Annotated in this window: 11 protein-coding genes; 7 read left to right on the top strand and 4 right to left on the bottom strand. The window is 39.8% G+C overall.

Annotated features, from left to right (window positions below; translation table 11 throughout):
* Positions 1-123: 123 nt before the first annotated feature.
* Positions 124-1,857, bottom strand: a complete 1,734-nt coding sequence (locus B9A52_RS14825; protein ID WP_084121190.1) for an arylsulfatase — start codon at positions 1,855-1,857, stop codon at positions 124-126.
* A 139-nt stretch (positions 1,858-1,996) separates the two neighbouring features.
* On the opposite strand from B9A52_RS14825, the gene B9A52_RS14820 reads away from it, so the two are divergent.
* Complete coding sequence (locus B9A52_RS14820) at positions 1,997-3,073, top strand: glycoside hydrolase family 43 protein (protein WP_084121189.1); 1,077 nt, start codon at positions 1,997-1,999, stop codon at positions 3,071-3,073.
* 74 nt (positions 3,074-3,147) lie between these two features.
* Here the strand turns inward: B9A52_RS14820 and xylA are convergent, their stop codons facing one another.
* From xylA to B9A52_RS14805, 3 genes are all read right to left on the bottom strand, one after another.
* Positions 3,148-4,461 (bottom strand): xylose isomerase, encoded by a 1,314-nt coding sequence (gene xylA, locus B9A52_RS14815; RefSeq protein ID WP_084121188.1) that lies wholly within the window; start codon positions 4,459-4,461, stop codon positions 3,148-3,150.
* Between the two features lie 216 nt (positions 4,462-4,677).
* Complete coding sequence (locus tag B9A52_RS14810) at positions 4,678-6,168, bottom strand: xylulokinase (protein ID WP_084121187.1); 1,491 nt, start codon at positions 6,166-6,168, stop codon at positions 4,678-4,680.
* Between the two features lie 14 nt (positions 6,169-6,182).
* Positions 6,183-7,826: a sodium/sugar symporter gene (locus B9A52_RS14805; RefSeq protein ID WP_084121186.1), complete on the bottom strand. Its 1,644-nt coding sequence runs from the start codon at positions 7,824-7,826 to the stop codon at positions 6,183-6,185.
* A 151-nt stretch (positions 7,827-7,977) separates the two neighbouring features.
* Here B9A52_RS14805 and B9A52_RS14800 point away from each other — a divergent pair, with 151 nt between their 5' ends.
* The 6 genes from B9A52_RS14800 to B9A52_RS14775 all read left to right on the top strand — a co-directional run bounded on the left by B9A52_RS14800 (position 7,978) and on the right by B9A52_RS14775 (position 15,478).
* Positions 7,978-10,119, top strand: a complete 2,142-nt coding sequence (locus B9A52_RS14800) for an alpha-glucuronidase family glycosyl hydrolase (protein ID WP_084121185.1) — start codon at positions 7,978-7,980, stop codon at positions 10,117-10,119.
* 236 nt (positions 10,120-10,355) lie between these two features.
* Entirely contained in the window at positions 10,356-11,243 is an 888-nt protein-coding gene (locus B9A52_RS14795) for a hypothetical protein (protein WP_157370169.1), read from the top strand.
* On the top strand, positions 11,240-12,802 hold the full coding sequence (locus tag B9A52_RS14790) for a S1 family peptidase (RefSeq protein WP_084121183.1): 1,563 nt from the start codon (positions 11,240-11,242) through the stop codon (positions 12,800-12,802). Before B9A52_RS14795 ends, B9A52_RS14790 begins: the two co-directional genes overlap by 4 nt.
* A gap of 25 nt (positions 12,803-12,827) precedes the next feature.
* On the top strand, positions 12,828-13,823 hold the full coding sequence (locus B9A52_RS14785; protein WP_084121182.1) for a voltage-gated chloride channel family protein: 996 nt from the start codon (positions 12,828-12,830) through the stop codon (positions 13,821-13,823).
* Positions 13,824-13,826: 3 nt separating this feature from the next.
* Positions 13,827-14,540 carry a hypothetical protein gene (locus tag B9A52_RS14780; RefSeq protein WP_084121181.1) on the top strand — a complete coding sequence of 238 codons (714 nt, stop codon included), beginning with the start codon at positions 13,827-13,829 and terminating at the stop codon, positions 14,538-14,540.
* A gap of 194 nt (positions 14,541-14,734) precedes the next feature.
* The gene (locus tag B9A52_RS14775) at positions 14,735-15,478 is read left to right on the top strand and encodes an outer membrane lipoprotein-sorting protein (protein ID WP_084121180.1); all 744 of its coding nucleotides are present in this window, start codon (positions 14,735-14,737) and stop codon (positions 15,476-15,478) included.
* The last annotated feature ends 20 nt before the right edge of the window (positions 15,479-15,498 follow it).

Raw genomic sequence — 15,498 nt, 5'->3', positions numbered from 1 at the left:
ATAGGATCAAATCCATTTGAGACCTCCATATTAATAATTATTTCAGCGGGAAAATGCGCATTTACAGCAACGGTTGATAAATTGATATCAGCAAGCTTAAAAAATAATATCAAACCTGTCATATCATTCCAATTTTTTCAAGAAAACACTTTTCAACTCAATATTTCCAAGATCCTTTCCTAAGAAACCAATTTCAAGGTTTGCCGCCCCTGCCTCAAATCTAAATTCCCCAACTGAAATCATAGGCCATTCCATTTCTTCCACTTCTGTTCTCGGCACCCTATCCTGATTCGGAATCAGTTTGGTTTGATGAATTTGATCAGTTTCATAAAACAACTTACTTCCCTGGGCGGAAACCTCCATTTTGAATGGACTGTCATTTGCCATTTGAACAAAAACCTCATAATTGGAATCTGCAATGGACTCCATTTCCCAAAACACTTTGTCCTCAGGGTTTTTGAAATTGATAAACCAATCATTTGCCCAACCCATTCCTCCTTTAAAAAGAACATTACCCAATCGTTTTCCATCAGAAGCGGGCAATTCAACGGTTGTAACATGGGGATGACCTATTTGAATCAAGGGTGGTTCAACACCCTTCTTGGTCATCTCTTTAAGCCAATCCAAATAAAGCATTTCCAATTCCCCGGCTATTCCAGGTTGCTGATCTATAATATTGGCTTTCTGAGAAGGATCTTGAAGAAGATTATAAAGTTCTTTCTGATTGTTCTTTATTGTCAATAGATATTCCTGATTTCTGACAGCACCGGGAATGGTATCAAATGTTAAATGTACATGATGGGTAAAAAAATCCCGGTCCTTCCAATCTTCAACCTCTCCTTTAATCAATGGAAAAAGGCTTCTTCCATGAACACCAAGTTTTTCCGGTATTTTAATATTTAAAAGTTCTGCCAATGTTGGCAAAATATCGATGTGTCCGGCCCAAGGTTTGACTATCTGATGCTTAAAATTTGGGATTTTGATAAAGAAGGGCACCCTGACACCACCTTCATCCAGATCTGCTTTTTTTCCCTTCATTCCACCATTGTAGCGGATACCGTTGGGGCCATTGTCGGTCATGAAAATGACAATGGTGTTTTCAATTTTTCCGCTTTCCTTCAAAAATTCCATCAGTCTCCCAACATTATCATCTATGTTTTCGACCATCCCATATACGCAGGCATCTTTATCATCAAGACCCATGGATTTATATTTATCGAAATATGCATCTGGAACCTGAAAAGGACTGTGGGGAGTATTCAAGGAAAGCATAGCAAAAAATGAATCCTGCTTTTCCATAAATTCAATGGTTTTGTCTGTCAGGACATCCGGTAAAAAACCCTCTGTCTGTATTTCTTCAAAATTATGGGTGAGTTTGGTGTCAAAATAATTGTTCAGATGACCTTCCGTAAACCCAAAGAATTCATCAAAACCCTGCCCTATCGGGTCATGTGGAAACTGTTTACCCTGATGCCATTTTCCAAAAAGTCCGGATATATAGCCATGAGGCTTCAGCAATTCAGCAATTGTCACTTCCTCTTCCCGCATTACCTCCATACGATGTGTCACCCAAGTGGTTCCGGTGGCAATATGATATCTTCCTGTCAGCAGGCTTGCCCGGGTAGGTGCGCAAACTGGGGAAACGTAGAAACGGTCAAAAACTATAGACTGCGAGGCCAAGGCATCAATATGCGGAGTCTCCACCACTTGATTTCCATGAAAAGACAAATCACCCCATCCCTGGTCATCGGTAATGATTAAAAGTACATTGGGCTGTTCCTGCTGCACCTTACTTTCGCAGGCCATCAACAAATATCCTAAAAATAACAAAGCCGGTAATTTATGTATGGTCTTCATAGATAATGAATTCAAAATTTGACCAAAATATCCAATACTTACAAATTAGCCTATTGACAATTAATTAAATGAGAAATATCCTTTGCAAATGGTAAAGAAATCTACTCAATCCGTTATTTTTATAAAAACCTGAAAACCTATGAAATCTTACATGTTATTTTCTCTTGGAGCTTTGCTTTGTTTAGCCTCCTGCAATTCTTCCCCCCAAAAAGAAGAAACGGCAGAAACATCCAAATTCCAACATGATCCTTTAGTAACGCATATTTACACTGCCGATCCCTCTGCTCATGTTTTTGAGGGCAAAATATATGTTTACCCTTCTCATGATGTAGAATCAGATGTCAAGGAAGATGATATGGGATCGCATTTCAACATGATGGATTACCATGTTTTTTCTATGGAAAGCCCTGATTCTGAAGTAGTAGACCATGGTAAGGCATTGGATGTTGAGGATATTCCTTGGGCTGAAAGGCAGCTATGGGCGCCTGATGCAGCAGAAAAAGACGGGAAATATTACCTCTATTTTCCGGCAAAGGACAAAGATGATATTTTCAGAATCGGTGTCGCCATAGCGGACAATCCTGCGGGACCATTTAAAGCTGAACCCGAAGCCATCAAGGGCAGCTATAGCATGGACCCTGCCGTATTCAAAGATGATGATGGCAGTTATTATTTGTATTTTGGAGGAATTTGGGGAGGGCAGTTGCAGCAATATCGGGATAATAACTACCAACCCGTAGGCAAAGGACCCACAGATGGGATACCCGCGGATAATGAAATGGCTTTGATGCCAAAAATTGCCAAATTAAGTGGAGATATGTTACAAATGGCAGAAGCCCCCAAAGACGTAATGTTATTGGATGCGGAAGGAAACCCTTTATTGGCCGGCGACAATGAAAGAAGATTTTTTGAAGCTGCCTGGGTGCACAAATACGACGGCAAATACTATTTCTCTTATTCTACTGGAGACACGCATTTTATTGCTTATGGAATCGGAGACAGCCCCTATGGTCCTTTTACTTATCAGGGAAATATCCTCAATCCGGTACAAGGTTGGACCAATCACCATTCGATTGTTAAGTTTCAGGATAAGTGGTTTTTGTTTTACCATGATACCGAACTTTCTGACAAAACCCATTTGAGAAATATCAAGATGACAGAATTGAAGCATAATGCGGATGGGGCGATTGAAACAATTGACCCGATTAAGGATTAAATGACACTGTTTTTAACATAAAAGAGTCGCCAAAAGTTATTTTGACGACTCTTTTTTATTGAATTGTTATTAATTTATATAAACTCATTCAGAATATTCTCAAATAACTCCTGTCTGCCACTTCTCTGTTTCGGCTCGCCTGTAGCCAAAGCATGTGCCCTCAGATCTTCTAAAGTAAGTTTTCCTGTTTCAAACTCTTTCCCCTTTCCGGAGTCATAAGAGGCATATCTTTCTTTTCTCAGCGCCTTGTATTCAGATCTTTCCAAAATTTCATTGGCAATCAACAATCCCCTGGCAAAAGCATCCATGCTTCCAATGTGGGCATAAAAAAGATCCTCCAAATCTGTGGAGTTTCTTCTGACTTTGGCATCAAAATTCACCCCTCCGCCTTGGATTCCTCCACCTTCAAGGATTACCAACATGGACTCGGTCAATTCCTGTAAATTAATGGCAAATTGATCTGTGTCCCAACCGTTTTGATAATCACCTCTATTGGCATCAATACTTCCCAACAGACCCGCATCTACCGCTACCTGCAATTCGTGCTGGAAGGTATGGCCTGCCAAGGTGGCATGATTGACCTCCAAGTTCAATTTGAAGTCTTTTTCCAATCCATGATATCTCAAAAAACCGATTACTGTTGCCGCATCATAGTCGTATTGGTGCTTGGTTGGTTCCATGGGTTTTGGCTCGATCAAGAAATTGCCCTTAAAACCTTTGGCTCTTGCATAATCCCTTGCCATAGTCAGAAAACGCCCCAAATGTTCGGTTTCCCTTTTCATATCCGTATTGAGTAATGACATATACCCTTCACGACCTCCCCAGAACACATAATTTTCCCCGCCTAATTTGATGGTGGCATCTATGGAATTTTTTACCTGAGTACCTGCCCAAGCTACGACATCAAAATCCGGATTGGTAGATGCCCCGTTCATATATCTGGGATTACTGAAGACATTCGCTGTACCCCAAAGCAGTTTAACGCCAGTTTCCTTTTGTTTCTGCAATGCATAGTCAGTAATGATCTTCATTCTTTCTTCATACTCCTCAATAGTACTTCCTTCATCAATGAGGTCAATGTCGTGGAAACAATAATATTCCGCTCCTATTTTGGTAAAAAACTCAAATGCTGCATCCATTTTATCTTTGGCACGCTGCACAGCATCACTGCTTTCATCCCAAGGTCTTACCATGGTGCCGGGGCCAAATGGATCTCCGCCTGTAGCACAGAAGGTATGCCAATAAGCGATTGAAAATTTGAAATGGTCCTTCATTGGCTTCCCCGCCACTATTTTATTGGCATCATAATATTTAAAAGCAAATGGATTTTTGGAACCCTTACCTTCGAATTTGACTTTATCAATGTTTGGAAAATAGGTTTTAGACATTTGATTATAGGTTTATTTGTTTTTAAGACGTGAGACACAAGACATAGGACACAAGATATGAGTTGTGAGATTTAAGTTAGAAGTTGGACCTGCCGGCAGGCAGGAGTAGGAAGTCAAAAGCTTCTTGGCCACCACAACTAAACACCGACCACTGAAAACTGCTACTAAACACAGAACATTGGTGACTGCCTACTGAAAACTGCGACTGCAAACAGATCACTGAACCCTCCCCAGCGCTTTCAACCAACTTTGGTACACTTCATTATATTCAGAAACCAATCTTGGATCAGGCTCGAAGGAAGCTATTTTTTCCAGGCCTGCAAACGCCTCTTTTGCATTGGAATATATTCCTGAACCAATTCCTGCTCCTCTTGCAGCACCTTGAGAACCATCAGTATCATAAAGCTCAAGTGTTACATTATTCATATTGACAAAAGCCTCTCGGAATAAGGGACTTAGAAACATATTGGCATTTCCAGCTTTAACTGTTTTGAGGTTCAAACCCATATCTTTCATGATATGAAAACCATAAGTGAGCGCACTGACAATGCCCTCCTGACCGGCTCTAAGTACATGCCTTTTGTCGTGTTTCAACAGGTTTAGTCCAGACAAATGCGCGTCCACGGCCTTGTTTTCCATAATGCGCTCTACTCCGTTCCCAAAGGGAACAAATTTAAGACCATCTGAACCTATAGGGACTTCTGATGCAAGATGGTTCATTTCAGGATAGGATATACTTTCTGCACCGATCAGTTTTTTTAACCAAGAATTCAATATCCCTGTGCCATTTACACAGAGCAGCACACCATAATGAGGTTTTTCCTGACTATGATTGACATGTACAAAGGTATTTACTCTGGACTTTGGGTCAAATACCGCTTGTGTACTTACTCCATAAACCGTCCCGGAAGTTCCTGCCGTAGTGGCCAATTCCCCGTCTTCCAATACATTGAGTGAAAATGCATTATTAGGCTGATCTCCTGCACGGTAGGTAATGGGAATTCCTGCTTCGATTCCCAAGATTTCTGCTGCGGCTGCATTGACTTCGCCTTGATGGGAAAAGGAAGGAACTGCCTTTGCCATGAGCGATTCATCAATTCCATAATAATCCAAAAGCCTTTTGGATATCGCATTTGACTTGAAATCCCAGAAAATCCCTTCAGATAGACCTGTTTCCGAGGTCAGGATTTCTCCTGTAAGTTTCATGGCGATATAATCGCCCGGAAGCATGATTTTATGGATTTGATCAAATTTTGAAGGCTCATTCTCCTTGACCCATTTGAGTTTGGATGCGGTAAAATTGCCAGGAGAATTCAATAAATGTGGAAGACAATAATCTTCTCCCAAATCTTTGAAAGCCTTATTTCCAATCTCCACAGCCCTACTGTCACACCAGATGATGGATGGTCTTATAACCTCTTGGTTTTTGTCCACACATACCAGGCCGTGCATTTGATAAGAAATTCCGATTGCCTTCAGTTCTCCTTTTTGGATATTGGCAATTTTGACAATTTCATGAGTGGTTTCAATAATATATTTCCACCACATTTCAGGGTCCTGCTCGGCCCAGTCTTTATGGGGAGCATTGATGGGCATTTCTACTTTGGGCAGACCTTCAGATGCCACTACTTTTCCGGTATCGGCATTTAAAAGTGTTGCTTTTACGGATGAACTTCCAATATCATATCCCAATAATAATCTTCTCATTTGTCAATTAGGTTTTACCAGAATACGATATAAAGAGCGGCAGTAATTCCTGTAATGATCAAAGCACCAATCTTAAATGCTGTACTTGTTTTGAACAGGTCCCTAGTAATTTCAATACTATTTGGATGGTCTTTACCCTTGCCTTCCACCAAACTGACCACTATCATCAGCCCTGCAATGACAAGGAAAACAACTCCCATTCTGTCCAAAAATGGCAGAAGCGGAAAACCCCATTTCAAAACAACGGATAGTGGAATACTTAAACCTGCTCCTATGAGAGCAGCATTCGAAGTAGTTTTTTTCCAAAAAACGCCAAAGAAAAATATCGCAAATACACCTGGACTGATAAACCCAGTATATTCCTGAATAAACTGAAATGCCTGATCCAATTGGCCCAAGGCCGGAGCTACAATAGCAGCCACTATAAATGCTATAGCAGCTGTAATTCTACCCACTGTAACCTGTTTGGTTTCTGATGCATTTTGACCAAAATATTTCTTGTAAATATCCATGGTGAAAATGGTAGAGGTACTGTTTGCCATGGATGCCAAAGAAGACACAATAGCAGCAGTCAATGCAGCAAAAGCCAATCCTTTCAGACCAACAGGAAGCAATTGTAATAAGGTAGGATAAGCCCGGTCCGATTTGATTAGGCCCGTAACAGGATCCTTCATGGAATCAATAAAACCTACATCAATTCCTTTGGCTACAATCACATAAGCTGCAATTCCGGGAATGACAACAATCAAAGGCATCAATAATTTCAAAAAACCGGCGAAAATCATACCCTTCTGCGCTTCATCCAGACTTTTGGCTGCCAAGGCCCTTTGCGTAATATACTGATTGAATCCCCAATAACTCAGGTTGGTAATCCACATCCCACCTACTAGGACTGAAATTCCCGGTAGGTCTTGATAAGCATCATAGGTACCGCCCTTTCCATCAGGAATCATCATTTCTCCTCTGGAAAAAATCATAGAAAAATATTCTGGAACTTCTTTCCTTAATAATCCCAAACCTTCCCAAGCTGAACCTTCTCCTACCATAGTCAGGGCTATATATGTTGTGGCCAAGCCACCTGCAATCAAAAAGAATACTTGAACCACATCAGTCCAAGCGACAGCCTTCAATCCCCCGTAAATAGAATAAATCATGGCAAAAAGCGCCAGACCAATGATTCCATATACCATGGGTACATTCAGGATCGTGTTAAGACTCAAGGCCCCTAAATACAACACAGATGTCAGGTTCACAAAAACATACAACAACAACCAGAAAATGGCCATGGTAGTCCTCACCCTGGTATCATACCTGTCAAGCAGGAAACCTGGCATGGTATAAATACCCTTTTTGATATAAATTGGCAAAAAGAAAATAGCTACTACCAAAAGGGTAATAGCTGCCATCCATTCATAAGTGGATATCGCCAAGCCAAGGGCAAAGCCCGAACCTGACATTCCGATAAACTGCTCTGCAGAAATATTAGATGCAATTAAGGAGGCACCTACTGCCCACCAAGGAAGGGCTTTCGAAGCCAGAAAATAATCCTGTGAGTTTTTGATATGGCCTTTTTTCTCTCTTGAGACAAAAAGCCCCATTCCAATAATGAGCAGACAATACCCAATAAATACTGCTAGGTCTAAAGGTTCTAATAACATAGGTTATGGTTTACTGTTTAAGGTTCGGGTTCGTAATCGATTGCAATTGAATTAATCAATTTTAGCATCATTATATCTCCAAATATAATGTTTTCGGCCAATCCACTTACAGTTTTTGTATATTTATCAAAAACCTATCAAACAATCTTTAATGAAAAGACTATTTACCTTAGTAGTGATTCTTTTGATGTCAGAATATGTCAATGCCAATGATGGCTACAAACTCTGGCTACAATACTTCCCTTTTGAAAACAAAGCCGTTGCCGATTATTACAGAGATTATCTGGAGAATATCCATATAGTCGGAATCTCTCCGACACATGAAGTCATCAAGAATGAATTGGGAATTGCTATAAAAGGATTTCTTGGAAAAGATTACCAGGCATTGACCGGAAAATCTGTGGAATCGGCCCTATGCATCATTTCCAAAACTGATGAACTCCCCCAAGAAATAAAAACCGCGTTTGCTCCAAATACGGTCGGTCTGAAAGATGACGGTTATTTGCTGAAATACCATCAGGGGAAAATGTATATTATTTCCAATACTAACATAGGCTTGCTTTATGGAACTTTCTCCTTTCTCAAATCCATTCAGACCAGAGCGCAACTGGAAACCATGGATATTCTTGAAAATCCGCAGATTCAAAGGAGGCTTTTAAATCATTGGGACAACCTTAACCGAACTGTAGAAAGAGGGTATGCAGGCTTCAGTATTTGGAATTGGCACAGGCTTCCACATCATATAGATCAACAGTACATTGACTATGCAAGGGCAAATGCCTCTATTGGCATCAATGGAACTTCAATCACCAATGTAAATGCAAATGCCTTGGTCCTGACTCCTGAATACCTTGAAAAAGCCGCTGCCTTAGCTGATGCGTTTAGGCCATATGGTATCAAAATTTATCTTACTGCCAGGTTCAATGCCCCCATGGTTCTGGATAACCTCCCCACTGCGGATCCACTGGATCCTGGAGTTCAAAAATGGTGGAAAGACAAAACAGCGGAGATTTACAGCTATATTCCTGATTTTGGGGGATTTTTGGTAAAGGCAGATTCTGAAGGACAGCCCGGACCCCATAACTATGGGAGAACTCAGGCAGACGGGGCCAATATACTTGCGGATGCAGTGCAACCCTTTGGAGGAATAGTCATGTGGAGGGCATTTGTATACAATGAAAAAACTCCGACCGACAGAATAAAGCAGGCTTATGACGAATTTAAGCCGTTAGATGGTGAATTTAGGGAAAATGTAATCATACAGGTTAAAAACGGGCCTTTGGATTTCCAACCAAGAGAACCTTTCCATCCACTTTTTGGAGCCATGCCCAAAACTCCCATAATGATGGAATTTCAAATCACCAAAGAATATCTTGGTCAGGAAACCCACTGGGTAAATTTGGCCTCCATGTGGGAAGAAGTATTGCAATCAGATACTTATGCCAAAGGAAAAGGAAGTACAGTGAGTAAAGTTATTGATGGAAGCCTACATGGATATAAATTGACCGGTATGGCAGGGGTGGCCAATATTGGTACAGACAGAAATTGGACCGGGCACCATACCGGACAGGCAGATTGGTATGCTTATGGGAAATTAGCCTGGAATCCCGATACCAAGATTGATAAAATAGCTGAAGATTGGTTGAAAATGACGTTCAGTACTGACCCTGATTTTGTTGGGACCATCAAAGGGGTCATGCTCAAATCACATGAAATCCTGGTTAATTACATGACACCCATTGGTCTCCATCATATCATGGCCAGAAGCCACCATTGGGGACCTGGTCCATGGGTAACCGGAGGAAGCAGAGACGATTGGACAGCTACTTATTACCACAAAGCTTCCAAAGACAGCATTGGATTTGACAGAACAGTTACAGGAAGCAACGCCTTAGGCCAATATGCCCCGGAATGGAAACAGATTTTGGGAGATCCGGATAAGATTTCTCTGGATTATTTATTGTGGTTTCATAGGGTTCCCTGGAATAAAAAACTCAAGACGGGAAATACCTTATGGCATGAAATGGCAATCAGGTATCAAAAAGGGGTGGAAGGAGCCCGCTGGATGCAAAAAAAATGGGAAATTCAAGAAGGAAAAATTGATACGGAGCGGTTTGATCATATTCGTTCTTTCCTTAATATTCAGGTTCGGGAAGCAGAATGGTGGCGGGATTCTTGTTTACTTTATTTTCAACAATTCTCACAAATGCCATTGCCGGAAGGTGTGGAAAAACCGAAATATGACCTCAATTATTACCTGAATTTCAAAAGAAATTTTGTTCCAGGAATATAAATTCCTCTCAAATAATAGTCAGATTTTAACTTTTGGCAATTCCAACTCAAACATGAATTCTTAAAAGTAAAAAAATGAGAGAATTCACCAGTTTCACTTATTGAAAATTCTTTAATAACTTGGATTATTAAAATTTATTATTGATTTTCAGATCATTATTGAATAGTTTTAAAAATCAGATTTTTTAATTGTCCGCAATTGTATTTTTTGTTTTTAAAATCAAATCTGGGGTTTTCATGAAAGAAGACAATCAAAATAAAACTGAAACGGAACAATCCGGTTCAGAAAGAATTTCAGCGGTAAAAGAACTGATTCTAGGTGAGGCAAATGGCAATGCACCCAAAGTAACTTTTATCTACGGATTTTCTGCTATTTTTAATGGCTTGGGAATTGGCTTGTTACTGGGAGTTTTACTTGGACTTTCCGTTTCACCTGTTGTCAGCGGGGTCATAGCAACTATTTCCTCTTTACTTGCAGTATTGGTCGGGTTAAACGAAAGATTGCTGGATCCGCTCAAAAGCCTCAGGATAGGCTCTTTTGGATTGTTTTCCGTAGCCGGTATTTTGTTGGGCCTTTATCTAAGGGCAAATGACCCCTTTGCTCCTACCCTACTTGACAAAATGGAAGAGTACCGATCCATCGGATACAGTGATGAGGAAGCCCGGGAAATGATTACCGGATTTATCCGCGCAGATTCAGGAAAAGTGATCAGACAAGCCAGTGTACTTTACTCCGGCACCATAGAGGCCAATGACTGTGACTATTTGCGGTACAGCAATAGTGATACACCACCTGAAGAGATTATTGATGCTTTCAAAGCTGCAGATGGTTTTTGGAAAAAACTCGCGGCTGAAATAGAGAAGAATATGACCAAAGAAAATCAAGGGACGGCTTTACTTGCTGTCCGTGACAGTTTTTGTAATGCTTCCCAACTTGATTTTGAGAAAACTCAACTGACTTTTATCAATATCATGAACAATTCAACCACCTTGGTGGAAATTGAAAGCAAGTTGAAAAACAGTGAACCGGTATTGGGCAATTTGGTCAGCCAAGTTCAAAATAGGATTATGGATTTTGAAAGATTAAATGTGTATCGATCATTACTTAATGTGTTCATGTCATGAAAGCATTGGTCCCATTATTCTTTTGTGTCATCCTTTTCCTTCCTAAATCCTATGGACAAACCTTTAATCCTGACAATTCAATCAATTCAGTTGTACAGGTTTGGGTGACTGATGTCAACAGAACACGGGAAAGAAAAGTCCTGACGGGTTTTGTCTGGAAAAGTCCAAACCAGATTATTACTGCAATGCATGGCATGCAGGCAGGATGGAAAATAGAAGTCAAATATGCCAATCAGGCTGTTATCAGGGAGGCAAGAATTAAAAAAGTGCTTCCCAAAGCTGACCTCGTCTTGCTTGAACTAACCAATAATGAATCAAATCTGCCTGCCAATATTTCTCCTATCCAAAGTGCTTTTCTTGGCAAGATCCAATTTGGCGAACCGCTATATTGTTTGGGACTGACCCAGGGTTCTTTAGGAATTCCTTCCAGAACTTTATCCAAAGGTTTCCTTCAACCAAAAGAAACACTGGAATATCTGGTACCTGATAATGTGAAGCGGGAATTGAGGACAACAAGTCTGGGACTTGATTTGGATATTATTTATTTCGATAACGGAAATCTTCTTCCCAGCAACTCCGGTGCTCCCATTTTTGATAAACAGGGCAGATTGGTGGGCGTCGGAAACGGGGGATTGGAAAAAGGCACCGTTAATATCAGTTGGGCCATTCCTGCCAAATATATTTCCGAACTCGAAAACTCAGCAATAACCCAGCTTCCATCTGCCGTTGCTACAAATAAAACTTTTTTCTCGTCTTCGGTGATTTTGGAGGGTGATGGTAACAATATGGAGCGGGCATTTAATCAATCCAACCAATTCAGACCTGTCAAAACCAGAGAGTTTGAATTTTACAAAACAAAAAACAGAAGTATTGTTGAACTAACGGAAACTGCCGAAAACCCATTAAACATATTACAATTGAATAATGAGATCACTAAACAGTTCAATGTGAAACTTGATCTCGACAATATCAGATTGGATATTTATGAAGATGTTCAGAACGGGGTAGTTGTTGTGGTTCCTGAAGGTTTGGAATTGACAGTGATGTATCCAAGAACAGAGGAAGAAGTTTTGCAGGTAGGATTCAGGAATAATGAAAATACGAAGCTGGTGTTTGGGGTTATAAAAGACAAAGATTTTGAATTGACCGAACTCTCCATGAATGAAATCATTTCATTTTTGGATGAGGAATTTTTCTACATGCTCGCACAAGCTTATGGCATATCCGGATTTATGATTGCGGAAGAATATACCTTTCTTGATGAGGATTATGAAAGGGGAAGAAAGACAGTTAATATTAGTGCCGTCGGTGCAGAAATGGTATATAACCCGGCTGATGGAAGACAATATGGAATATCCACTTATGTTACCCTATTGGTCAATAAAGATAAGGTTATTTTTACAGCAGCTATTTCAGCCCTGTCCTCTGACCTTTTGCTGAATGTCACCATGTATGGAATGAATTGCTTAGGGATAAATAAAAACTCAGTTGATTGTAAAAATTTCATGGATTTCTACAATGCTTTTACGGCAGCACATCTGACTACTTTTGCCTATTAACATTAAATAGTTGCATGATTGTAACATGGAAAAAACTGATAATAAAAAGGATCAAAATCCACCTGGGGGATTTAGAAGTTATTTAAGGAAGATTTCAATCCATTTTCCCAAGCTATTTCCCCCACCCTCAGCGGATAGACTGAAAAACAGCCTTTCTCTTTTTGAAGTGGAAATGGATTGGATTGTATCCATGTCAAATCAGGACTTACCATCAGGTTCAAAAATTTCCTGGAAACCTTCGGCTAAGAAAATGCTGGATGAAGCAAAAATAGCTTCTACCTTAGGGGACACTGAAAAGGGTTGGAGGTGTCTTAAGGCTGCAGACAGGTTTCTGTATTATGGCTTGGCGGAAGTGGCCCCTGAATTATTGTTGGCAAAGGAAAAGACAATTATTAAAGAAGCTAACGACGAAAATAAAAAACTCTCATTCTGGAGAAAAAACACCATCAACGATCTTCTACCGGAAAAAAAAGAGGAATCATTAAAAGAACTTAAGCCAATTCTAACCCCAGAAAGAGTTAACCGAATTGTCGAGGCAAAAAAAATATTGGATGAACATTTTGACAATATTTATCAAAAGCAAACCATTATCAAAAGCAGGCTCAACATCCTCTTTTACCTGGGTGGGCTTTTAATCATATTTTGGTTTTTCGCCCATCCTCCTGTCCCACTAAAAATTGATAAAGAAGACCCTTTCCATTATTTGGTAAACCACCCGCTTCATTTTTGGTGGTTTGTGGTATTATCAGGTTGTTTGGGAGCCATATTGAGTTCATTTACAGATACCATCAGTAATTTCGGAAAGAGAAGCAGTATTCCGAACGAGTTGTCTTTGGGATTTTTGCTCTTGTCCAGGCTGATGGTGGGAGCATTATCTGCTATTGCAGTGATCTTGATACTCAGTGCAGATATCTTGAACTACAAGCCGGATACTGTGGCAATGGTACTTACTTTGGCTTTTGTTTCGGGATTTTCGGACAGATTCCTGGCATCGGCAATTGGCAAAATGTTGAATTCCTGAAAAATGGATAAAAAAAACGTCCTGTTCAACAGCGCCGAAATCAGATGGTTTCTTCCTCCTACAGAGGATTGGGGAGCTGTCTTGGAGTGGTTTCTGGATAAAGGCACTGAAAAAGCAAATCAGACCATGAATTCATCCGCTGAAGTTCTACACTTGTTTGACAATATTAAAAAGGAAGACTTAAGGACTGATGAGTATCTGATCATTCCTCAATGTACCACTGTGGGTGTAAAACAAAGACAGGGTAAGCTGGAAGTCAAAGCCCAAGTAGGCGAAAAAGAAAATTATCAAAACGAACATCTCTCAGGAATAATTGATTATTGGTCGAAATGGTCTCTTCAACCTTCCCAAACCAATTTAAGTTTATTGGAAAAAGACCTGCAACATTCTGGGGAATGGCTCAAAATCAACAAAATAAGGTATCTCCTAAAACTATCGCATTCTGAGAATGGAATCAAGGTATTGCCACCTGATGCTTGGCCTGAGAAAGGTTGTCAAGTAGAATTAACACAGGTTTGGGCGGATGGCTCTGATGAAAAATGGACGAGTTTTGGATTTGAGGCTTTTGGTGGTTCTTTTCAAAACTTGGGCCACACCTTAAAAGACTCGATCCTGTTTTTTATTTCGAAAAAAAATCAACCTACTTTTTTATTTTCCACACAAAACTCCCTGAGTTATCCTGCATGGTTGCAGTTTTTTCAAAAAAACAATTTTTGATTTTTTTTCCCATTGTTAACTCAAATACAAATTCCCGTTTAGATTGATATTACATCATCTTTAAACATCAATGAAAATCATCGTTCATCAGTAAAATCAGGAGATCAAAAAAAATGAAATACTTGGATTTTAAATTTTTATACCTTTAATTTTGAGAAAAAAACTTACTTATATTTCTAAAAAATCATAACTATATGAAAAAGTTAATACTAATTCTTGCATTATTTTCCTTTTGTGGCCTTACATATGCCCAATCAGTAGAAGAAATCATTGATCAATATTTAGAAAACACCGGTGGAGCCAAAGAGTGGGCAAAATTATCTTCTGTAAAAATGGAAGGAAAGGTAAGTGCTCAGGGAATGGATATTCCGATAGAGATAGTCCAAACTAAGGAAGGGAAAATGTATATGAAATTTCAACTTCAAGGTCAGGAAATTGTTCAGCAGGCATTTGATGGCACTGAGGCTTGGGGTGTTAATTTCATGACCATGAAACCTGAAAAAAGTGACAGTGAAACCACCGAAAACATGAAGCGTGAGATGGGTGATTTCCCTGATCCATTTTTGGATTTAAAAAGTAAGGGCTATAAAGCTGAATTGCTTGGCACAGAAACAGTGGAAGGAACAGAATGTTACAAAGTTAAATTAACCAAGAAACCTCTATTGGTTGATGGTGAAGAAGTGGAGAATATCTCCTTTTATTTCTTTGACTCAGATACCTTCGTTCCCATTATGGTAGAAAAAGAAATGAAAGTCGGTCCTGCCAAAGGTATAACCAGTCAGACTTTAATGAGCGATTATCAGGAAGTCGATGGATTATATTTTCCTTTCGCCATCACAGAAAAAGCAAAGGGTGCTCCTCAGGGCCAGGCAATAAACATAACCAATGTAATATTGAACCCTAAATTAGATCCTGCCGCATTTATCTATAAGGATTAATTCCTAAACATTTTTGAATA

This window comes from Aquiflexum balticum DSM 16537, assembly GCF_900176595.1.
Lineage (GTDB): Bacteria > Bacteroidota > Bacteroidia > Cytophagales > Cyclobacteriaceae > Aquiflexum > Aquiflexum balticum.
The sequence above is the reverse complement of the archived record's forward strand: the minus strand, read 5'-3'. Positions and strand labels throughout refer to the sequence as shown.